Source organism: Candidatus Krumholzibacteriota bacterium (genome assembly GCA_016931295.1).
GTDB lineage: Bacteria > Krumholzibacteriota > Krumholzibacteriia > Krumholzibacteriales > Krumholzibacteriaceae > JAFGEZ01.
Genome location: JAFGEZ010000023.1, coordinates 1 through 20,613, shown reverse-complemented (window position 1 = coordinate 20,613; position 20,613 = coordinate 1). Strand labels below are relative to the sequence as shown.

21 protein-coding genes and 1 tRNA gene are annotated in these 20,613 nt (G+C 68.2%); all 22 read left to right on the top strand.

Annotated elements, in window-relative coordinates:
- Positions 1 to 20 precede the first annotated feature (20 nt).
- A complete protein-coding gene (thpR, locus tag JW876_06695; protein MBN1885195.1) occupies positions 21 to 587 on the top strand; it encodes an RNA 2',3'-cyclic phosphodiesterase in 567 nt (188 codons plus the stop codon).
- Positions 588 to 754: 167 nt separating this feature from the next.
- A complete protein-coding gene (recA, locus tag JW876_06690; GenBank protein ID MBN1885194.1) occupies positions 755 to 1,810 on the top strand; it encodes a recombinase RecA in 1,056 nt (351 codons plus the stop codon).
- 1 nt (position 1,811) lies between these two features.
- Positions 1,812 to 2,459 carry a regulatory protein RecX gene (locus JW876_06685; GenBank protein MBN1885193.1) on the top strand — a complete coding sequence of 216 codons (648 nt, stop codon included), beginning with the start codon at positions 1,812 to 1,814 and terminating at the stop codon, positions 2,457 to 2,459.
- Positions 2,449 to 5,124, top strand: a complete 2,676-nt coding sequence (alaS, locus tag JW876_06680) for an alanine--tRNA ligase (GenBank protein ID MBN1885192.1) — start codon at positions 2,449 to 2,451, stop codon at positions 5,122 to 5,124. The genes JW876_06685 and alaS overlap by 11 nt, the downstream gene beginning before the upstream one ends.
- Positions 5,125 to 5,154: 30 nt before the next feature.
- Positions 5,155 to 6,588: an SLBB domain-containing protein gene (locus JW876_06675; GenBank protein MBN1885191.1), complete on the top strand. Its 1,434-nt coding sequence runs from the start codon at positions 5,155 to 5,157 to the stop codon at positions 6,586 to 6,588.
- A gap of 8 nt (positions 6,589 to 6,596) precedes the next feature.
- On the top strand, positions 6,597 to 7,205 hold the full coding sequence (locus JW876_06670) for an SIS domain-containing protein (GenBank protein MBN1885190.1): 609 nt from the start codon (positions 6,597 to 6,599) through the stop codon (positions 7,203 to 7,205).
- A 12-nt stretch (positions 7,206 to 7,217) separates the two neighbouring features.
- Complete coding sequence (locus tag JW876_06665) at positions 7,218 to 8,294, top strand: glycosyltransferase family 4 protein (protein ID MBN1885189.1); 1,077 nt, start codon at positions 7,218 to 7,220, stop codon at positions 8,292 to 8,294.
- Entirely contained in the window at positions 8,291 to 9,433 is a 1,143-nt protein-coding gene (locus tag JW876_06660; GenBank protein MBN1885188.1) for a glycosyltransferase family 4 protein, read from the top strand. Before JW876_06665 ends, JW876_06660 begins: the two co-directional genes overlap by 4 nt.
- Before the next feature lie 75 nt (positions 9,434 to 9,508).
- Positions 9,509 to 11,407 carry a hypothetical protein gene (locus tag JW876_06655; protein MBN1885187.1) on the top strand — a complete coding sequence of 633 codons (1,899 nt, stop codon included), beginning with the start codon at positions 9,509 to 9,511 and terminating at the stop codon, positions 11,405 to 11,407.
- A complete protein-coding gene (locus JW876_06650) occupies positions 11,400 to 12,641 on the top strand; it encodes an O-antigen ligase family protein (protein MBN1885186.1) in 1,242 nt (413 codons plus the stop codon). The genes JW876_06655 and JW876_06650 overlap by 8 nt, the downstream gene beginning before the upstream one ends.
- On the top strand, positions 12,638 to 13,528 hold the full coding sequence (locus JW876_06645; protein ID MBN1885185.1) for a decaprenyl-phosphate phosphoribosyltransferase: 891 nt from the start codon (positions 12,638 to 12,640) through the stop codon (positions 13,526 to 13,528). The genes JW876_06650 and JW876_06645 overlap by 4 nt, the downstream gene beginning before the upstream one ends.
- 84 nt (positions 13,529 to 13,612) lie before the next feature.
- Positions 13,613 to 14,641, top strand: a complete 1,029-nt coding sequence (locus tag JW876_06640) for a DUF362 domain-containing protein (protein MBN1885184.1) — start codon at positions 13,613 to 13,615, stop codon at positions 14,639 to 14,641.
- Positions 14,642 to 14,646: 5 nt separating this feature from the next.
- Entirely contained in the window at positions 14,647 to 15,525 is an 879-nt protein-coding gene (gene ispE / locus JW876_06635) for a 4-(cytidine 5'-diphospho)-2-C-methyl-D-erythritol kinase (protein ID MBN1885183.1), read from the top strand.
- A 21-nt stretch (positions 15,526 to 15,546) separates the two neighbouring features.
- Positions 15,547 to 15,840 carry a septation regulator SpoVG gene (spoVG, locus tag JW876_06630; GenBank protein MBN1885182.1) on the top strand — a complete coding sequence of 98 codons (294 nt, stop codon included), beginning with the start codon at positions 15,547 to 15,549 and terminating at the stop codon, positions 15,838 to 15,840.
- An 18-nt stretch (positions 15,841 to 15,858) separates the two neighbouring features.
- Positions 15,859 to 15,932: transfer RNA gene (locus tag JW876_06625), tRNA-Gln, on the top strand.
- Between the two features lie 56 nt (positions 15,933 to 15,988).
- Positions 15,989 to 16,921, top strand: a complete 933-nt coding sequence (locus JW876_06620; protein MBN1885181.1) for a ribose-phosphate pyrophosphokinase — start codon at positions 15,989 to 15,991, stop codon at positions 16,919 to 16,921.
- Positions 16,922 to 16,934: 13 nt separating this feature from the next.
- On the top strand, positions 16,935 to 17,603 hold the full coding sequence (locus tag JW876_06615) for a 50S ribosomal protein L25 (protein MBN1885180.1): 669 nt from the start codon (positions 16,935 to 16,937) through the stop codon (positions 17,601 to 17,603).
- 12 nt (positions 17,604 to 17,615) lie between these two features.
- Positions 17,616 to 18,212: an aminoacyl-tRNA hydrolase gene (locus JW876_06610; GenBank protein ID MBN1885179.1), complete on the top strand. Its 597-nt coding sequence runs from the start codon at positions 17,616 to 17,618 to the stop codon at positions 18,210 to 18,212.
- Between the two features lie 117 nt (positions 18,213 to 18,329).
- A complete protein-coding gene (locus tag JW876_06605; protein ID MBN1885178.1) occupies positions 18,330 to 18,665 on the top strand; it encodes a 30S ribosomal protein S6 in 336 nt (111 codons plus the stop codon).
- Between the two features lie 4 nt (positions 18,666 to 18,669).
- Positions 18,670 to 18,930: a 30S ribosomal protein S18 gene (locus JW876_06600; protein MBN1885177.1), complete on the top strand. Its 261-nt coding sequence runs from the start codon at positions 18,670 to 18,672 to the stop codon at positions 18,928 to 18,930.
- Between the two features lie 12 nt (positions 18,931 to 18,942).
- Positions 18,943 to 19,386, top strand: coding sequence for a 50S ribosomal protein L9 (locus JW876_06595; GenBank protein ID MBN1885176.1), 444 nt, complete (start codon positions 18,943 to 18,945; stop codon positions 19,384 to 19,386).
- Positions 19,387 to 19,623: 237 nt separating this feature from the next.
- A partial coding sequence (locus JW876_06590; protein MBN1885175.1) for a phosphomannomutase/phosphoglucomutase occupies positions 19,624 to 20,613 on the top strand: 990 nt, incomplete at its 3' end.

The following is a 20,613-nucleotide window of genomic DNA, read 5'->3' as shown; positions in this document are numbered from 1 at the left end:
GGAACGACCGGGAGGTTTCGATGCGGCTCTTCTTCGCCGTGCCGGTGCCGGCCGATGTCCGACGGCTCGTGGCGGCCGCCGTCCGGGCCTGCCCGGCGGAGGATCGGCCGTGGCGATGGATCGCGGCCGACAACTTCCATCTCACGCTGAAGTTCCTCGGCGAGACCGACGACGGGCGGGTCGATCTCCTCGTCGATGCGGCGGCGCGCGCGGTCGCGGGCGCCGGTCCCTTCTCCGTGCGCTACGGAGCCTTCCACGCCTTTCCGTCCCTCGCCAGGCCCCGGGTTCTCGTCTACGAGGTGGCGGAGGGGGCGGAAACGCTCGGCCTACTGGCCAACAGGATCGACGAGGCCGTCGAGCCGCTCGGCTTCGAGCGCGAACGCCGGCCGTTCCGCGCGCACCTCACCGTCGCGCGCGTCCGCCGGCAGCCGTCGCCGGAGACGATCGCCGCCCTCGGCCGGATGCCAGGCCTTCCCCCGGCGGCGGCGCACGCCGTCGACCGGGCGCTGCTGATGCAAAGCAGGCTCGGGCGGGGCGGGGCCGTCTACGAGGAGATCGCCTCCCTGCCGCTCGGGGAAACGGGGTGAAAATGGATTGCGCCGCCCCGGCGGGGATGATATAACAGACGGGTTGCAACGCGGGGACGGGCGGAGGCGTGCCGTCCGTGTCATCACGAGCGATCTGCGCAGAACCGCGGAAGAGGCGGCGACTGCCGCGCACGCACCGACAGCAGGCGCAGGTTGGGAGGTCGGAGATGAAAAAGGGCAAGGAGAAGGGCACGGATCGGGCGGTCGAGAAGGGCAAGGCGATCGATCTCGCCGTCGACCAGATCGAGAAGCAGTTCGGCAAGGGGTCGATCATGCGGCTCGGCTCGGAGGGCGCCACCCTCCCGATCGAGAGCATTCCGACCGGGAGTCTCGCCCTCGACATCGCCCTCGGCATCGGCGGCGTGCCCCGCGGGCGCATCGTCGAGATCTACGGCCCGGAGGGATCGGGCAAGACCACCCTGACCTGCTCGATCATCGCGAACGCGCAGCTCACCGGCGGCGTCTGCGCCTTCATCGACGCCGAGCACGCCCTCGACATCGGGTACGCGCGGAAGATCGGCGTCGACGTGGACAACGTCCTCATCTCGCAGCCCGACACGGGCGAACAGGCCCTCGAGATCGCCGAGGTCCTCATACGGAGCGGCGCGATCGACGTCATCGTTGTCGACTCGGTCGCCGCCCTCGTCCCGCAGGCCGAGATCGAGGGGCAGATGGGGGATTCGCACGTCGGGCTCCAGGCCCGGCTGATGAGCCAGGCGCTCCGCAAGATCGCCGGGGCCGTCTCGAAATCGAATACGTGCATGATCTTCACGAACCAGATCCGGATGAAGATCGGCGTCCTCTACGGCAACCCCGAGACGACGACGGGGGGGAACGCGCTGAAGTTCTACGCGACGGTCCGCATGGACATCCGCCGCATCGGCCAGGTCAAGGACCGCGAGCAGGTGGTGGGAAACCTCACGCGCGTGAAGGTCGTCAAGAACAAGGCCGCCCCTCCCTTCCGCCAGGCGGAGTTCGAGATCATCTACGGCGAGGGGATCAGCCTCGAGGGCGATCTCATCGAGCTCGGCGTTTCCACGGACATCGTCTCCAGGACGGGATCCTGGTTCTCGTACGGTGACGTCCGGCTCGGCCAGGGCAAGGACAACGCCCGCATGTTCCTGCGCGAGAATCCCGATCTCCGAAGCGAGCTCGAAACGCGCGTCCGCGAGCATTACGGCCTCGCGGCCGCCGCGGCAATTCCCGCCGGCGGGAAGGCGTGATGTGACGGTCGACGAGGTCGCGGCGGTCCGGCGGCGGGGCGGGCGGGTCCGCGAGGTCGTCACCACCGGCGGGCGGTCCTACCTCGTGGCCGAACTTCCCGGCATGGGACCCCTGCTCGTCGTCGGCGCGCCGATCGGCGAGGCGGAAGAGCGACTGTTGACGGGAGAGGCGGCCTCGGCCGCCGCCCGGGACATCGCCCAGCGGCTTCTCGCGGTGCGGGACCGCTCCGAGGGGGAGATCCGCGCGGGGCTCGCCTCCCGCGGCGTCTCCTCGCCGGCGGCGATCGAGGAGACGCTCTGCTGGCTGCGCGAACGCGGGCTCGTCGACGACCGGCGGCTCGCCCTCGAGACGGCGCGGTATCTTTCCGGGCGGAAGCTCGACGGCCCGGGGAAGATCAGGGCGCGCCTCCGCCGGGCGAGGGTCGACGACGCGGCGATCGATGCCGCGATCGAAGCCCTGCCCCGCGGGTGGCAGCTCGAGGCCGCGGAGACACTCGCCCGCTCGCGGATCGCCGGGCCGGCGGATCGCCGGACCGTGCGGCGCGTGAGCGGCCTCCTCTCGCGGCGCGGCTACGGCGGGGGCATCGTCGGTGAAATCTGTTCGAGGATCATGCGCGGGGAACTGAAAGAGACGAACGATGAACGCTGACATCACGACGGCACACCGTATCAGGCGGGCTTTCATCGAATTCTTCCGGGAACGGGGACACACCGAGGCGCCGAGCGCGCCCCTCGTTCCCCGCGGCGATCCGACCCTCCTCTTCACGTCGGCGGGGATGGTCCAGTTCAAGGAATACTACCTCCAGCCGGAGAACCTTCCGTACTCGCGGGCGACGAGCGTCCAGAAGTGCCTCCGCGCGGGCGACCTCGAGAACATCGGGCGCACCGTCCGCCATCATACCTTCTTCGAGATGCTCGGCAATTTCTCCTTCGGCGACTACTTCAAGCGGGAGGCGATCCGCTGGGCGTGGGAATTCGTCACGGATCTCCTCGACCTGCCCGTCGACAGGCTCTCGGTCTCCGTCTTCGAGGACGACGACGAGGCCGAGACGATCTGGCTCGAGGAAACAGGGATCCCGCGCGAACGGATCGTCAGGCTCGGCCGCGACGACAACTTCTGGGGCCCCGTCGGTCCGACGGGCGTCTGCGGACCCTGCTCGGAGATCTATTTCGACACGGGCCCCGCGCGGGGATGCGGCCGGGTTGAATGCGCGCCGGGTTGCGACTGCGACCGCTACCTCGAGTTCTGGAACCTCGTCTTCCCCCAGTTCTTCCTCGAGGAGAACGGCACGTATCGTCCCCTCGAGAAGCCGGGGATCGACACGGGGCTCGGGCTCGAACGCCTCGCGATGATCATGCAGGGGGTCGAGGACAATTTCCACACCGACCTCTTCGAACCGATCATCGACGCGCTCGCCGCCCGCCTGCCGGAAAGGACGGCGATCGGCAAGGAGGAGCGGATGGCCCTCAACATGGTGGCCGATCACGCGCGCGCCCTCACCTTCACGATCGCCGAGGGCGTCTATCCGTCGAACGAGGGGCGCGGCTATCTCCTGCGCCGGCTTCTTCGCCGGGCCATCACGCGGTTCTACTCGTTCGGCGTCGCCGAGCCCTTCCTTTACGAGATCGTCGCCACCGTCACCGCCGTCATGGCGGAGGATTATCCCGAACTCGTCGAGCGCGAGAACGACGTGGCGATGATCGTCCGGGCGGAGGAGGAGAGCTTCTTCCGCACCCTCGAGGAGGGACGCGGGCGATTCGCGGCGATCGTCGAGGAGATCGGGTCGGGAGGTTCCGGGAAGATCGACGGCGAGCGTGCCTTTCTCCTCTACGACACGTACGGGCTCCCCATCGAACTGACGCGGGCGATGGCCGCGGAACGCGGGCTCGGGGTCGACGAGGAGGGCTTCGAGCGGGCGATGGAGGAACAGCGGCGGCGGGCGCAGGAAGGAAGCGCCTTTTCCGGCGGCGGCGCGCAACAGGTGACGATGACGGAGGTCTCGGAGGGCGAGTCCTCGATCTTCGTCGGCTACGAGCGGATGGAGGGGGAGGCGGCGGTGCGCCGGTTCCGCCTCGTCGAGAAGTCGTCGCGTCCCGACGTCGACTGGGAAAACGAATCGGGGCCCGCGGCGGAGGTCGTCATCGACCGCACGCCCTTCTACGCAACGTCGGGCGGGCAGGCGGCCGACCGCGGGTCGATCGACGTCGACGGCCGCCCGTTTGTCGTCCGGGACGTCTTCAAGCGCGGCGGCGAGATCGTCCATCTCGTCGAGCCACCGGCCGGGGCCGACGCCGGCGCCGAACTCGCGGCGGCCGCCGCGGTGGCCGTCAAAATCGACGACGAACGGCGGATGGACACCGCGCGCAATCACACGGCGACCCACCTCCTCCACGCGGCGCTCCGGGAGATCGTCGGCCGGCACGTCAAGCAGGCGGGTTCCCTCGTCGACGACGAGCGCCTGCGCTTCGATTTCAACCATTTCCAGGCCGTCGGGCACGGTGAGCGCCGGCGGATCGAGGAACGGGTCAACGAATTGGTGCGCGAGGCGATCGACGTGCGCACCGAGCTGATGGATTACCGCCGCGCGATCGAGACCGGCGCGACGGCCCTCTTCGACGAGAAGTACGGAGACAGCGTCCGCGTCGTCAGGATCGGCGACGTCTCGGTCGAGCTCTGCGGCGGCACCCACGTGAGCAACACGGGAAAGATCGGCGCCTTCCTCGTCGTCGCGGAGAGCAGCGTGGCGGCCGGCGTGCGGCGGATCGAGGCCCTCACTGGCCGCGCGGCGATCGCGCACGCCCGCGAGGCGATCGAGCGCGGCGAGGAGATCGGCCTCCTGCTCAAGGTCGGCCCGGGCGAGGCGGCCCGGCGGATCGAGAGCCTGATTGCCGAGATCGACGAGATGCGGCGACGCGTCCGCAGGCTCGAGAGCGGCGAGGTCGGCGGGGAGCTGGACCGGCTGATCGGCGGCGGACGGCTCGTCGCCGGCGTGCTCGCCGTCGCCGGGCGGATACCGGTCGACGGGATCCCCGCCCTGCGCAACCAGGCCGACGTCTTCCGCGGCAGGGTCGATTCCGGGGTGGCCGTCCTCTCGGCCCCGGTCAAGGAGAAGATGCAGTTCGTCGTCGCGGTCACCGACGACCTTCCCGGGCGCGGACTCGCCGCGGACAGGCTCGTTCGCGAACTCGGCCCCGTCGCCGGCGGCGGGGGCGGAGGCAGGGGACACCTCGCCCAACTGGGCACGAAGGACATGGACAGCGAGGCGAAGATCTACGACGCCCTGCCGGCCGTCATCGAGCGGCTGTTGACCTGACCGGCCCTGCGCCGGGGGATGGAGGATGCCGTGCGTGCACGATTCATCGCGACGATCCTCGTGACGGCGCTCCTCGCCGGACCGGTCTTCCCGCAGGAGCGAGAGAACCGGGTTCGCGAGACGGCGGATGCGTTGAACGAGGAGACGAAGAACGCGAGGGCGGTCTCCACCGCCGTTCCGACGACGCCCCTCCTCGAGCGGGCCGTCGATCCCGACCTCTACGTGCTGGGGCCGTACGACCGCCTCGTCATCCACCTGATCGGCACCGAGACCCGCTCCTTCACCCTGCCCGTCCTTCCCGAGGGGGACGTCCTCATTCCCGGCATGGGGGCGATCAGGGCCGACGGCTCGACGCTGAGCGATTTCCGCCGGCGTCTCCTCGTCGAGGTCGACCGCTACTTCAAGAACGTCCGGCTCTTCTGCTTTCTCGAGACGCCGCGCCTCTTCCGCGTCTTCGTCACCGGCGAGGTCGAGTCCCCCGGCGCGGTCGACGTGTCGGCCGTCGAGCGCGTCTCCGACGCGATCGAGAAGGCGGGCGGTCTCAACAAGATCGGCTCGTCGCGTTTCGTTTTGCTCGACCGCGGGGAAGAGCAGCGCCGGATCGATCTCTTCCGATTCATCGTCAGGGGGGAGTTCGAGAGCAATCCCTTCCTCGAGAGCGGCGACCGCATCCACGTTCCCGCCGGCGAACTGCACGCCCTGATCACGGGCCGCGTGCGCAAGCAGGGGATGTACGAGTTCGCCGCGGGCGAATCGGTCGCCGACCTCATCGAACTCGCCGGCGGCCTGACGAGCGACGCCATCGCCGACACCATCCTCCTCACCCGTTTCGACGGCCGGGGAGACTTCGAGACGTTGCGGCTGCCGGCCTCCCGGCTCGATACGCCGCTTCAGGATCTCGACGAGATCGCGATCGGCGACGCGCTCCTCGACGGCCGGCGCGTCTTCGTCACGGGGGCGGTGAGCCGGACGGGACGCTACTGGCTCGGCCCCGGCGACGGCGTGCGGGAGCTCCTCGCGCGCGCCGGGCGGCTCGAGGATCTCGCCGATCCCGTCAGGATCGTCGTCGAGCGGCGCAACGGAGAGATCCTGCGGTTCAGCCCGGACGGCAGCGACGGGGATATCGATCTCGCCGACGGGGATATCGTCAACATTCCGCCGATCGACAGGACGGTGACCGTGGGCGGCGAGGTGCAGCTCCCCGGCGTCTTCGAGTACCGCAACGACTGGACGGTCGCGCGCTACGTGGGACTCGCCGGCGGTCCGACGAGGGAAGGGAGCGTCGACCGCGTCATCATCTACGGCGCCGACGGCGGACAACGCCCGGCCGGCCGGGACGACGAGGTGAACCGGGGCGACGTGATCATCGTCAAGCGTTCGCGCAGCCGGCTCTTCGCCGACCTCTTCAAGGGGATCGTCACGCTCGGGACGGTCGTGATCTCCATCGTCGTGCTGACGAAATGAGGAAGCGCATGGCACCCGACGACGCCCGCATCGACCGTGTCGGAACCGAGCTCCGCGCCCTTCGCGACCTGCTGGATCGCCTCGATCGCCCGCTCTGCGGCACGCTCGTCGAGATCTCCTCGCGGATCGCCGCCGCGATCATCGCCGGCGGCGTCGTCTTCACCTGCGGCAACGGGGGCAGCGCCGCCGACGCGCAGCACATCGCCGGCGAGCTCGTCGGATATTTCCGCAGCAAGAACCGGCCGGGATACCGCGCCCTCGCCCTCACGACGAACAGCTCGATCGTCACGGCCATCGCCAACGACGACTCCTTCGACGAGATCTTCTCGCGGCAGCTCGCGAGCCTCGGCCGACCGGGAGACGTCCTCCTCGCCCTCTCGACGAGCGGGAAGAGCCCGAACGTGCTTCTGGCCGTCGAGACGGCGCGGGCGATGGGCGTCGAGACCTTCGCCTTCCTCGGGAAGGGGGGCGGAGCGATCGCCGGGGTGAGCGATCTCGCCGTCGTCGTCCCGCACGACGATTTCGCCCGGATACAGGAAGTCCACATGACGATGGGGCACATCCTCTGCGGCCTCGTCGAAGAGATGGTCGGCGGCGCCGGTGCCCAGCCCGCCTGATGGAGGATGCGCGTGCGCGTCCTGTTCCTCACGAAGTACACCGCCGCGGGGCCGAGCAGCCGGTATCGCGTCTACCAGTACATCCCGCATCTCGAGCGGGCGGGCGTCGTCTGCGAGACGGCGCCGCTCTTCGACGATCGCTGGCTGGCGGCGCTCTACGGTGAGCGGCGGCGGCCGGCCGCCGCCGGCGCCCTTCTCCGCCGGCTCGGCGCGGTCGCCGGGGCCCGGCGCCGGGACGTCGTCTTCGTCCAGAAGGAACTGGCTCCCTGGATGCCCCCCCTGCTCGAGTGGGCGCTCCGGCGTTCCGGCGCGCGGGTCGTCTACGACATCGACGACGCCATCTGGCTTCCTTACGCCTCGTCGAGGCGCCGCATCGTACGCGCGCTCCTCGGCGACAAGATCCGGCGCGCCATCGCCGGAAGCTGCGCCGTCCTCGCCGGGAACGCCTTTCTCGCCGAGTACGCCCGGGCGCACAATCCCGAGACGATCCTCGTTCCCACCGTCGTCGACGTAGACCGGTACCGACCCGCCGCCCCGACGGAAGCGACGCCCCTCGTCGGCTGGATCGGCTCGCCTGAGACGGCCCCCTTCCTCGACGGCGTCGTGGATGCGTTGCGGGCGGCGGCGGCGATCCGCCCCTTCCGGCTTCTCGTCATCGGGGCGCCGGGATTCGCCGCGCCGGGGCTCGACGTCGAGGCGGTTTCCTGGAGCGAGGAGCGGGAGGCAGCCGAGCTCGCCCGTTGCTCGGTGGGGATCATGCCGCTGCCCGACACGCCGTGGGCCCGGGGGAAATGCGGGCTCAAGCTGCTGCAGTACCTCGCCGCGGGACTCCCCGTCGTCTCCTCGCCGCACGGCGGCGCCGCGGACATCCTCGAGGACGGGGTCGACGGCCTCATCGCCCGCGACGGCCGCGGGTGGACGGAGGGGCTCGTGCAAATCCTCGGCGATGCCGACCTCGCGCGGCGGATCGGCCGGGCGGGGCGCCAAACCGTCGAGACCCGTTTCAGCCTCGGCGTCTGGGCGCCGCGGATGCTCGCCGTCCTCGAGACGGTCGCCGCGGGAGGGAGGGTGAGCGGGCTCTCATGGTGAGGATCTGCCAGCTCTGCGCCGTCGATTTCACCGCCTGGCACCTGCTGCGCCCCCTCGGGCTCGCCTGCCGGGCGGCGGGATGGGAGACGACCTTCTGCTGCTCGCCGGGCGAGGAACTCGACCGACTCGCCGGCGAGGGCTTCCGGACGGCCCCCGTGCCGATCGAACGGTCGTACCATCCCGGCCGCCACTTGGTGAGCGTCGCACGTCTCGTCCGGCTCTTCCGCCGGGAGCGCTTCGACGTGGTGCACGCGCACACCCCCGTCGCCGGTCTCCTCGGGCGGGTGGCGGCCCGCCTCGCCGGCGTGCCCCGCGTCGTCTACACGGCGCACGGCTTCTATTTCCACGAGGGGATGCGCCCGCCGGTGAAGCGGATCTTCGTCGAACTCGAGCGGTTCGGCGGGCGCCTGAGCGATCTCGTCTTCGTCCAGAGCGAGGAGGACTGGCGGGAGGCGCTCGCGATGCGCATCGCCCCGCCGGACCAACTCGTGCACATCGGCAACGGCGTCGACCCCGACACGTTCGAACGGAACCGGTGGCGAAAGGAAGCGGCCGGCATCCGCCGCCGGCTGTCTTCCGGGGCGGGCCCCGTCGTCGGTTTCGTCGGACGGCTCGTTCGCGAGAAGGGCGTGGTGGAGTTCGTCCGGGCCGCGGCCGCGGTCGCCGCACGTCGGCCGGAGGCGGTCTTCGTGATGATCGGCGCTCCCCTCGAGAGCGACCGCGACGGGTGCGTGCGCGAGATCGAGGAACTGCGGCGTTCGCTCGGACTCGGCGAACAACTCGTTTTCGCCGGCTACCGGCGCGACGTGCCCGCGTTCCTGGCGGCCCTCGATCTCTTCGTCCTCCCCTCGCATCGCGAGGGGATGCCGCGCGCCCTGCTCGAGGCGATGGCCACCGCGCTCCCGGTCGTCGCCACCGACATACGCGGCTGCAGGGAGGAGGTGGTCGACGGCGAGACGGGGCTCCTCGTCCCCGTTCGCGATCCGACCGCGCTCGCCTCGGCGATCGGCCTTCTCCTCGACGACCCGGAAAGACGACGGCGATACGGCGACGCCGGCAGGAGACGCGTGCTCGACCGGTTCGACGAGCGCCGGATCGTCGCCCTGCAGGTCGAGAGAATCGGCAGGCTGCTCGCCTGAAAACGCGCCTTGTGGGGGCGTGCCCCGTCCGCTATCATCCGGTGAGTTGTCACGCACCGACCCGGAGGATGCCGCATGGCCTCGACCGGCCTCTTTCTTTTCGCCTTCGCGCTCTCCTACTTCTTCACGGGGGGCATGCTGCGCTGGTCTCTCCGGCGGCGCCTCCTCGACGTGCCGAACGACCGCTCGTCCCATACCGTGCCACGACCGCGTCTCGGCGGCGCCGCCATCGTCGCCGCATCGCTCGTCGGGATCGCCGTGCTCGTCGTCGCCGGCCGCCGGCCCTTCGGCCTCGCCGGCGTGACGGCGGGCGTCCTGGGCGGCGGGCTGCTCATCGCGGTGGTCGGGCTCGTCGACGATCTCCGCGGACTCGACGCCCGGGTCAAGCTCGTCGCGCAGATCGCCGCCGCGACGATCTGCGTGCTCACGGGGACGGTCCTCGGGGAGCTTCGACTGCCGCTGGTCGGCGCCTTCTCCCTCGGTGTGTTCGCCGCGCCGGTGACGATCGTCTGGATCGTCGGGCTCGTCAACTTCTACAACTTCATCGACGGGATCGACGGCCTCGCGGCGGGCGTGGGGATGATCGCATCGATATTCCTCGCGGTCATCCTCTCCTTCGCGGGCGCTCCGGCGCTCGGCGCCGTCTACGCGATCGTCGCGGGGAGCTGTTTCGGCTTCCTCCGGTACAACTTTCCGCCGGCGAGGATCTTCATGGGGGACACGGGATCGACCTTCATCGGCTTTTTCTTCGCCGTCCTCGCCGTCGCGGGGGAGGGCAGCGGCACGCCCCTCTTCATCACCGTCCTGCTCCTCGGCGGCGTTCTCGGCGACGCCGCGCTGACCCTCGGGCGCCGTCTTCTGCAGCACGAGCGCATCTTCACCCCGCACCGGACCCACTACTACCAGCGGTTCACCTCGCTGGGCCTCTCGCACAAGCAGGTGACCCTCATCGAGTATCTCTTCGCCGGGCTCCTCGGCGTGAGCGCGCTCTTCTACCTGAGGGGTGAAACGGTCTTCGTCACCGTCTTCTCGATTCTCTGGTCGGGCTTCTTCCTCTGGGCGCTCGTCAAGGTGCGGTCGATGGAGCGGGGAAACCGTCCATTCTGGGAAGGACGGATTCTCGCCATCGCGGTCGGTGACGTCTTCTTCGTCGCCGTCTCCTACGTCCTCTCCTACTACCTGCGGCTCAATTTCCGTTTTCCCGAGGCGGAGACGGGATCGATGCTCGCCTCGCTCCCGATCGTCGTCGTCATCCGCACAGCCGTCTTCGCCTGGTACGGGCTCTACCGCAGCGTCTGGCGCTACACGACATTCGACGATCTGATGCGCGTGGTGAAGGCCGTGTCGATCGGTTCGGCCGTGATGATCGTCTCCTTCACGCTCCTTTTCCGGTTCGAGGCCTTTCCGCGCTCGGTCTTCATCATCGACTGGTTCATTCTCACCGTCTTCCTCGCCGGATCCAGGATCGCCACGCGGTGGTTCCACGAGCTTCCCGCGCACGAGGACATCGGCGCGCGGCGGGTCGTGATCGGGGGGACGGGACACATCGCCGAGGCGATCCTCCACCGCGTGAAGAAGTCGGGGGGGATGCGCCCCGTGGGATTCCTCGACGACCGGACGGGGATGCACGGCCGGACGATCCACGGGATCGAGGTGCTCGGCTCGCTCGCCGAGGTCGACCGTCTCGCAGCCGACGGGCGCATCGAGGAGATCATACTCACCGCCTCGCTCCTCGACCGGTTCCCGCCCGAGCGGCGCGCGCGTCTCGAGGAGGCGGGCGTCGCCGTGCGGATCGTGAGCGATCCCGACGAGATCGACGGTCCCGCGCCGCCGGGGAGGCGGCCGGGCGCCGGCGGGCCGGTGACGGTCATGCTCGAGGAGATCCGTCGCCGGATCGACGCGGGGGACGACGAGGGCGCCGTCGCGGCCGCCGTCCGGCTGGCGGCCCTCGCGGAACGGGAGAAGGATGCATAGGGTCGGTTCGCTTTCAATCCTGCCGTACGGATTCACGGGGATCTTCGTCTTCTGCTCGACCTTCACGATCGCCGGGTCGCAGACGGCCCTCGGTCTCGCCGTCCTCTCCTGGTGCGTTCTCGCGGCGCTGCGCCGCGTTCCGCCGCCCCGGCGGACCGGGCTCGAGTATCCCCTGCTCGTCTTCGTCCTCGTCTCGATCGTCGCCGCGCTCGCCGGCGAACGGCCGGCCGAGGGTCTCGGCAACCTCAGGAATCTCCTCCTCGCATCCATCCCCTTCGTCGTCGCCTGGACGGCGACCGACCGGCGGCGCATGGGCGGGCTCTACGCCGTCCTTCTCGTCTCCGGCGCGGCATCGGCGGCGTACGGCATCGCCGTGTTCCTCCTCCACCGGGGCGAGGGGACGCTCGGACGGACGCCCGGGCCCTTCTCGACGGCGATGACCTACGGGGGGATCCTCCTGCTCTTCGTCTCGGTCTTCGCGGCGGTCGGTATCGGCCCGGGCGTGTCGCGGCGCCTGCGCGCGGCATCGCTCGCCGGGGCGGCGCTCGCCGCGGTCGCCCTCTTCTTCTCCTTCACCAGGAGCGCCTGGATCGGGTGCGTCGTCTCGCTGGCCGTGTCCTTCTCCGTCATGCGCCGCCGGCTGCTCGTTCCCGCCCTCCTCCTGCTCGTCGTCGTCCTGCTGCTTCTTCCCGCCCCGTACCGGGCGCGCGTGACGAGCATCTGGGACCCGGACCAGCACGCGAACCGCCAGCGGATCGAGCTGTTGCGCGGCGGCCTCGGGATCGTGCGCGATCATCCCGTGCTCGGCGTCGGCACGATGGACCTCGCCGACGTCTACCGCCGGTACAAGCCCCCCGGGGCAATCCACGTCCACGGGCACATGCACAACATCTTCCTCCAGGTGGCCGTGACGCGGGGGATCGTCGGTCTCGCCGCCTTCTGTTGGCTGCTCGTCGCCCTGTTCCGTCTCGCGGCGGGAAACCTTCGCCTCGACCTGCCGTCGCCCGAACGGGCGTGGACGGTCGGAACGATCGGCGCACTCTCCGGCTTCGTCGTCGACGGCCTCTTCGACTGGACCTTCGGCGACGCCGAGATCGTGGCCTTCCTCTGGGCGATCGTCGGCGCCGCGGCGGCAATCCGCCTCGTCTACGGCGGCAAGCCGGGCCCGTCGCGGGAGACGGGCGGCGAAATGTGGTATACTGACCGGAAACGCGCAACGCGGGAGCGGACATGAAGACTCTCTGGTACATCCTCGTCTCGATGCGTCCCAAGCAGTGGACGAAGAACCTCGTGCTCTTCGCCGGGGTGGTCTTCTCGAAGGGATTCCTCGATCCGGAGCTCATACGGAGGAGCTTCGGCGGTTTCGTCGTCTTCTGCATCCTGTCGGGCGCGGTCTACATCCTCAACGACATCATCGATCGCCGGCGGGACGAGGAGCACCCGGCGAAGCGCAACCGGCCGATCTCCTCGGGAGTTCTCGGGCCGGGGGCCGCCGGCGTCGCCGCGACCGTCCTCTTCGGCGCCGGGCTCGGGGCCGCCTCCTTCGCCGGCGTCGAGTTCCTGCTCTTCGCCGCCGCCTTCGCCGCCGTGAACGCGGCCTACTCGCTCCGCCTCCGCGAGGTGGTCATTCTCGACGTCATCGCCATCTCCTTCTCCTTCCTGATCCGCGCGGGGGCCGGCGTCGCCGTCCTGCACGCCGAGGTGCCCGATCTCGAGTTCTCTCCCTGGCTGTGGATCTGCACGCTGTTCCTCTCGCTCTTCCTCGCCATCTGCAAGCGGAGAAACGAATTCTACGCGCTCGACAGCGCGGGTCTCCATCGCCGCGTCCTCGAGGATTACTCGGTGCGCCTGCTCGACCAGCTCGTCGGCATCGCCGCGACGGCGACGATCGTCTCCTATTCGATCTACACGGTCTGGCCGGCGACGGTCGAGAAGTTCGACACCACGGCGCTGGTCTTCACGATTCCCATCGTCGTCTTCGGCATCATGCGGTATCTCTACCTCGTCTACAACCGACACGAGGGAGGCGACCCCTCCGGGGTGCTCCTCACCGAGCCGGGGATCATCGCCGGGGTCTTCTTGTGGTTCGTCGCCGTGGTGCTGATCCTGGCGCGCAACTGACAACCCGAAAGGAGCAACGTGTCTTCCACGGTATCGGTAATCAGAACGACGCCCGAATCGGTCGTCGACGACGTCCATCGGGCGATGGACGCGGCGGGGGCCGACCGGTTCCTGACCGCCGAGCGCGAGCTGATGCTCAAGCTCAACCTCTCGTGGACGAAATATTTCCCCGCCTGTTCGAGCCAGCCGTGGCAGCTCGAGGGCGTCTGCCGCGACCTGCTCGAGCACCGGGGGTACCGGCCGGAGCAGATCCTGCCGATCGAGAACAAGACGGTCGTGACCAATCCCCGCAAGGGGGCGAAGAACAACCTCTGGTCGCCGATCCTCGAACGGTTCGGGCTTCCCTTCATCCCGCTCACCGAGGTCGAGTGGACGGTCCACGAGTTCCGCTCCGAGCTCCTCAAGCTGAACGAGATCTTCCCCGAGGGGATCGAGATCCCGAAGATGTTCCTCGGCAAGGACATCCTGCATCTCCCCACGGTCAAGACGCACGGGCATTCCACGACCACCGGCGCGATCAAGAACGCCTTCGGGGGGCTGCTCAAGGAGGTCCGGCACTACGCCCACAAGTACATCCACGAGGTCCTCGTCGATCTCATGCTCATGCAGCGCGAGCTCCATCCGAACGTCTTCGCCGTCATGGACGGCACGGTCTGCGGCGACGGGGCGGGACCGCGCACGATGGACCCGGTCGTCGGAGACCTCATCCTCGCCTCCGGCGATTCCGTCGCGATCGACGCCGTCGCGGCCAGGATCATGGGTTTCGACCCGATGTCGATCGACTACATCCGCTGGGCCACCGAACGGGGCCTCGGCGAGGGACGGATCGAACAACTCGAGATCGTCGGCGAGGACATCGAGAAACTGGATTTCCACTTCCAAACGAAACGCAGTTTCGTCATCTGGGGCGACCAGATGCTCCGCAAGGGGCCCCTGCGCTTCCTCGAGACGATCGCCCTGCATTCGCCCCTCGTCGTCTGGGCGCCGGCCGCCTCCAACTTCTACCACGATCTCCTCTGGTATCCGACGATCGGCCGGCGCAAGATCCGTCGGTTCCGCGCGACGAAGTGGGGCCGTCTCTGGGAGACCTACCGGGACGGATCGCGGGGGTGACCGGCATGGCGGCCACGGTCCGGTGCGCGGCGAAACTGAACCTCTATCTCGAGGTGCTCGGGCCGAGGCCGGACGGCTATCACGACATCCTCACCTTCTTCCAGCCCGTCGACCTGCGCGACGAGATCGTCATCGAGAGGCGGTCGTCGGGGATCGATCTCGCGGGAAACGACCCTTCGATCCCCTGGGACGAGTCGAATCTCTGCCATCGCGCCGCGGCACTGATTCTCGACGCCGCCGGCCGGCCGGGGGGAGTCGCCATCGAGGTCCACAAGCGCATTCCGGCCGGTGCCGGTCTCGGCGGGGGGAGCAGCGACGCGGCGGGGGTGCTGGCGGGGATCGATCATCTCTACGGGCTCGGTCTCGGCGAGGACGCGCTCGCCTCGCTGGCGCTGCAAATCGGGAGCGACGCGCCCTTCTTCGTCAGGCGGCGGCCGGCGATCGGCCGGGGGCGGGGGGAGGAACTGGAGCCCGTCGCGGGACTCCGCGGGGGATGGTTCGTCGTCGCGAAACCCCCCGAAAGCGTCTCGACGGCGGCGGCCTACGCGGCGCTTGATTTTCTGTTGACAACCGAAAAGCGTAAGGCTAAACTGTCCAAGTTGTTGGAGGGATTGGAGGCATATCCGGACGACTCGCTGGACACATTCAACAGCTTCGAACGCGCCGTTGCACGCGACCATCCCGGGGTCGGGCGCGTGCTCCGTGCGATGCGGGACTCCGGACCGGATCTGTGCTCCCTCAGCGGGAGCGGATCGGCCTGCTTCGCTCTCTACCGGGAAGAGGACCGGGCCCGACGCATGCGGGACGGGTTGCGCGGCGAAGGGTTATTCGCGGAAATCACGAGGCCGATCGACGAGGCCATGACCATTCTCCACACGGAGTGATGTTCACTCAGGGGGGGCCACATGGAGATCACCGAGATACGGATATCGTTGCGTGAAGACAACAAGCTCAAGGCCTTTGCCAGCATTACCCTGGACAATTGCTTCGTGATACGCGGTCTGAAGATCATCGAGGGCGCGAAGGGGGTCTTCGTCGCGATGCCGAGCCGCAAACGCCCCGACGGCACCTACCAGGACGTCGCCCACCCGATCAACAACGACACGCGCGGCTGGATGGAAAGCCAGATCGTCGAGGCCTACGAGCGGGAACGCGCCCGGGTCGAGGCGGAGGCGGGGATCGAGATCGCGGGAGACTGAGCGGACGACGATAACAATTGGGGCGTCGTCAAGTGGCAAGACACAGGACTTTGGATCCTGCATCGGAGGTTCGAATCCTCCCGCCCCAGCCATCATACCGCCCGTGACCAGGCCGGTCATTTTTTTTTGAGAGCAGAGGAGTGGTGCAATGGACAGGCTGAAGCTCATTTCAGGAAACGCGAACAACGCGCTTTCCGTCAAGATCGCCGAATACCTCGGGATGAAGCTCTGCAAGGTCCAGGTCGGCCGCTTCTCGGACGGCGAGATCAGCGTCCGCATCGACGAGAACATCCGGGGCACCGACGTCTTCATCATCCAGCCGACCTGTCCGCCCGCCGAGAACCTGCTCGAACTGCTCGTCATGGCGGACGCCTGCTCGCGGGCCTCCGCCAAGCGGATCACGACGGTGATCCCCTATTACGGCTATGCCCGCCAGGACCGCAAGGACCAGCCCCGCGTGCCGATCACCGCGAAGCTCATGGCGAATCTCATCACGGTCACCGGCGTGCAGCGGGTTTTGGCACTCGAGCTCCACGCGGCCCAGATCCAGGGATTTTTCGATATCCAGGTCGACAATCTTTTTGCGGCCCCCGTGATGTACGACTATATTAGGGGCAAGCAATTCAAGAACCTCACCATCGTCTCCCCCGACGTCGGCGGAATCAAGATGGGGCGGGCGTTCGCCAAGCGCATGAACGCCAGGCTCGCCATCGTGGACAAGCGGCGAACGACGGCCGACAAGTCGGAGCTGATGAACATCATCGGTGAGGTGGCCGGGAGCGATATCATCATTCTCGACGATATCATCTCCACCGCCGGCACGATCACGCAGGCCGCCGAGGCGCTCAAGAATGCGGGGGCGGGGAAGATCCTGGCCATGGCGACGCATCCGGTCTTCTCGGGGACTGCCCTCGATCGGCTGGAAGCGTCCTGCATCGAGGAAGTGATCGTCACGAACTCGATACCGTTCGCCGGTCACGACCGGTGCGGGAAGGTGCGGATCCTCGACGTATCGCCGCTTCTCGGCGAGGCGATCAGGCGGATCCACAACGAGGAATCGGTAAGCAATCTGTTCATCTAGCCTGGAGGCGACCATGCAGGAGATCGTATTGAAGGCCCGCGTCCGCGAGGCGGGGGGCACGAAGGCGGCGCAGCAACTTCGCGGCGGGGGAGAGGTGCCGGCGGTCCTGTACGGGCACGACAAGGAATCCGTGCCGATGGCTGTCTCCGCCGGCGATCTGTCGCATGTCCTGCATCACGCCAAGAGCGAGCACATCATTCTCACCCTCGAGGTGGACGGTCTCGACGAATCGGGCACGATGACCTTGATCCGCGAGGTCCAGCATCATCCCGTCTCCGGCGAGATCTGCCACGTCGACTTCCAGCGGATCGCCTTCGGCGAGATGGTGAAGGTCGGCGTGCCGGTGCGGCTCGTCGGAACGGCCATCGGCGTGAAGGAGTTCGGCGGCATCCTCGATCACGGCATCCGCGAGGTGATGGTGAAGACCATTCCCCGCTCGATCCCCGAGGCGATCGAGGTGGACATCTCCGATCTGATGATCGGGCAGTCGATTCACGTGGGCGACGTCGTCGCCGCCTACGGGGACCTCGAATTCCTCGACGACGAATCGGTGACCCTGGCCCACGTCTCTCCGCCGAAGAAGCGCGAGCTCACGCCCGAGGAGGAGGAGGCCGAAGCGGCCGCCGCCGCCGTCGAGGCAGCGGCGGAAGAGGGCGCCGAGGAGTCCGGCGGCGGGGAGTGATCCGGTCTTCCCATGTCGGCGATCTCGCTCGTCTGCGGTCTCGGTAACCCGGGAGACGAATACCGCCTCACGAGGCACAATCTCGGTTTCATGGTGCTCGATCGCCTCGCCGAGCGGCGCCGCCTCGAGTGGCGGCGGGCGCCGGGGCCGGCGCTCGAGACGGCCGTCCGGATGGGCGGCCGCATCGTGCGCCTCCTCAAGCCCCAGACCATGATGAACCTCTCCGGGCGGGCCCTCGCCTCCCTGGGCGGCGCCGACCACCGCTCGATCCTCGTCGTCTGCGACGACATCAATCTCCCGCTCGGTCTCGTCCGTTTCCGTCTCCGCGGCGGCAGCGGGGGGCACCGCGGGCTCGAATCGATCGTCGGGGCGCTCGGCGACGAGAACTGGCCGCGGCTCCGTCTCGGCGTCGGCTCGCCGCCGTCGGCGGACCGGTGGAGCGACTGGGTGCTCGAGCCCTTTCCCGCCGAGGACGAGCCGGCAGTCGACCGGATGATCGACGAGGCGGTCGCCGGCCTGGAACTGGCCGTGCGGCGCGGCCTCGATGCGGCGATGCAGGCACACAACCGCCGCGCCGGCGAAGCGGCGGACGGGGAAAACCCCGCTTGACCGGCCCGGAGACGTGTGATATATTGGCCCGTACCGTCCGGCGAGGCCGGATAGAAATCATCCCTACCTTCCGCACGGGACGGAAGGTCGAACGAGTCCGAAGGGAGGTCCCATCACATGAGAACGTACGAGTGTGTGTACATACTCGATGCGTCCCTCGACGATTCCACGATCAAGGAGAAATCGAAACGTTTCGGCGAGATCATCGCGTCGCGCGGCGGCGAGGTGACAGGCGTCGATCCGTGGGGCAAGCGGAAGCTCGCCTATCCGATCAAGAAGCGTCACGAGGGAACGTACACCCTGCTCAGATTCACGGGTGACAATGACATCCTGGCCGAGTTGAACCGCGTATTCCGGTTCGACGACGCCGTCCTCAGGCACATGATCATCGTCGACGACCATCCGCGCCCCGCGGCGGCGGAGGCTCCGGCGACCGAGACCGCGGAGGAGTGACGAGATGGCCGGAAAGACAGTAGCGAAACGCAAGAAGAAGAAGGAAAAGAAGACGACCAACAAACCGTGTCGCTTCTGCGTCGACAAGATCAACATCGACTACAAGAACGAGATGCTGCTCAGGCGCTTCATCACGGACCGGGGGAAGATCACCCCTCGCCGCATCACGGGCACCTGCGCGAAGCACCAGCGCGAGCTGGCCCAGGCGATCAAGCGGGCCCGGATGATCGCCCTGATCCCGTTCGTCAAGATCTACTACCGCTAGGGGGGTGAGGGCATGGAGATCATTCTGAGGGAGACAATCGACGGGCTCGGCGAGCGGGGCGACCTGGTCAGGGTCAAGGACGGCTACGCGCGGAACTACCTGCTGCCGAAGAAGCTCGCCGTGCCGGCGACGGCGGCGAGCCGCAAGGTGATCGAGGAGGAATCCCGCCTCCGCACGAAGCGCGACGAGCAGCTTCGCCGGAGTGTCGAGTCCCTCGCCGGGAAGATGAAGGACCTCTCCTGCACGATCGTCGTACAGGCGGGCGAGGAAGACAAGCTCTACGGCTCCGTCACGGCGCACAACATCGCCGAGGCGATCGCCCTGCAGGGCTTCGAGGTGGACCACCGCATGGTCGTGCTCGAGGAGCCGATCAAGACCCTCGGCGTCTATTCCGTTCCGGTCCGTCTCCACCGCGAGGTCGAGGTGCCGGTCAAGATCTGGGTGGTGAAGGAATAGCGGATCGTCCGAAAAGGAGGCCCGGCCATCGATATTCCGGAAAAGATATTCAGGGAGTATGACATACGCGGTGTCGTCGGGGAGGATCTCGACGAGGATCGCGTACGGACGCTCGGCGCGGCGATCGCCGCGACCTTCGTCCGCGACGGTATCGACCGGACCGTCGTCGGCCGGGACAACCGCACCCACAGCGACAGCTTCTTCGAGGCGCTCTCCGCGGGGCTGCGGGGCGGTGGCGTGGGCGTCGTCGACATCGGCACCGTTCCGACGCCCGTCTTCTATTTCGCGTCGCGACGCCACGGCTTCATCGGCGGCGTCATGATCACGGCGAGCCACAATCCCGGCGAGTTCAACGGGTTCAAGGTCCTCCGCGGCGAGGGGACGATCTACGGGAAGGACATCCACGAGCTGTGGGAGCTTTCCCGCGGACCGCTCGAGCGGGAAAAGACCGCCGGACTCGAGAGGATGGACGTCCTCGACGACTACGTCGATCACGTGGCCGGAGGCATCCGGCTCGAGCGTCCGGTGCGGTTCGCCGCCGACGGGGGGAACGGCACGAGCGGCATCGTCGCCGGCGCCCTCTTCGAGCGCCTCGGCTGCGCGCCGGCCATGCTCTTCATGGAGCCGGACGGCCGGTATCCCAACCATCATCCCGACCCGACCGTCGAGGAGAACCTCCTCGACCTGCGCGCGGTCGTCGAGAAGAACAAACTCGAGCTCGGCGTCGGTTTCGACGGCGACTCGGATCGCATCGGCGTCATCGACGACCAGGGAACGATCCTCTGGGGGGATCGCCTGCTCGCCCTCTTCGCGCGGAACGTCCTCGAGGCGAATCCCGGCGCGGCGGTCATCTTCGAGGTCAAGTGCTCGGAGAGCCTCGGCGAGGATATCCTCCGCCACGGCGGCAGGCCGATCATGTGGAAGACGGGGCACTCACTGATCAAGAAGAAGATGCGCGACGAGAAGGCGCTCCTCGCCGGCGAGATGAGCGGCCACATCTTCTTCGCCGACCGGTACTTCGGGTACGACGACGCGATCTACGCGGCCTGCCGGCTGCTCGAGATCGTCTCGGCCGCCGACCGGCCGCTCAGCGAGCTCCTCGCCGACCTGCCCGTTCTGGTGAGCACGCCGGAGATCCGGATCGCCTGCGAGGACGAGCGGAAGTTCGACGTCGTCGCCGCCGTGCGCGACCGGTTCCGCACGACGCACGAGGTGATCGACATCGAC

Coding starts and splice junctions, on each gene's coding strand:
- JW876_06620 (MBN1885181.1), top strand. CDS start 15,989: ATGGACAGGCTGAAGCTCATTTCAGGAAACGCGAACAACGCGCTTTCC.
- recA (MBN1885194.1), top strand. CDS start 755: ATGAAAAAGGGCAAGGAGAAGGGCACGGATCGGGCGGTCGAGAAGGGC.
- JW876_06615 (MBN1885180.1), top strand. CDS start 16,935: ATGCAGGAGATCGTATTGAAGGCCCGCGTCCGCGAGGCGGGGGGCACG.
- alaS (MBN1885192.1), top strand. CDS start 2,449: ATGAACGCTGACATCACGACGGCACACCGTATCAGGCGGGCTTTCATC.
- JW876_06600 (MBN1885177.1), top strand. CDS start 18,670: ATGGCCGGAAAGACAGTAGCGAAACGCAAGAAGAAGAAGGAAAAGAAG.
- JW876_06645 (MBN1885185.1), top strand. CDS start 12,638: ATGAAGACTCTCTGGTACATCCTCGTCTCGATGCGTCCCAAGCAGTGG.
- JW876_06640 (MBN1885184.1), top strand. CDS start 13,613: ATGGACGCGGCGGGGGCCGACCGGTTCCTGACCGCCGAGCGCGAGCTG.
- spoVG (MBN1885182.1), top strand. CDS start 15,547: ATGGAGATCACCGAGATACGGATATCGTTGCGTGAAGACAACAAGCTC.
- JW876_06670 (MBN1885190.1), top strand. CDS start 6,597: ATGGCACCCGACGACGCCCGCATCGACCGTGTCGGAACCGAGCTCCGC.
- ispE (MBN1885183.1), top strand. CDS start 14,647: ATGGCGGCCACGGTCCGGTGCGCGGCGAAACTGAACCTCTATCTCGAG.
- JW876_06595 (MBN1885176.1), top strand. CDS start 18,943: ATGGAGATCATTCTGAGGGAGACAATCGACGGGCTCGGCGAGCGGGGC.
- JW876_06610 (MBN1885179.1), top strand. CDS start 17,616: ATGTCGGCGATCTCGCTCGTCTGCGGTCTCGGTAACCCGGGAGACGAA.
- JW876_06650 (MBN1885186.1), top strand. CDS start 11,400: ATGCATAGGGTCGGTTCGCTTTCAATCCTGCCGTACGGATTCACGGGG.
- JW876_06655 (MBN1885187.1), top strand. CDS start 9,509: ATGGCCTCGACCGGCCTCTTTCTTTTCGCCTTCGCGCTCTCCTACTTC.
- thpR (MBN1885195.1), top strand. CDS start 21: ATGCGGCTCTTCTTCGCCGTGCCGGTGCCGGCCGATGTCCGACGGCTC.
- JW876_06605 (MBN1885178.1), top strand. CDS start 18,330: ATGAGAACGTACGAGTGTGTGTACATACTCGATGCGTCCCTCGACGAT.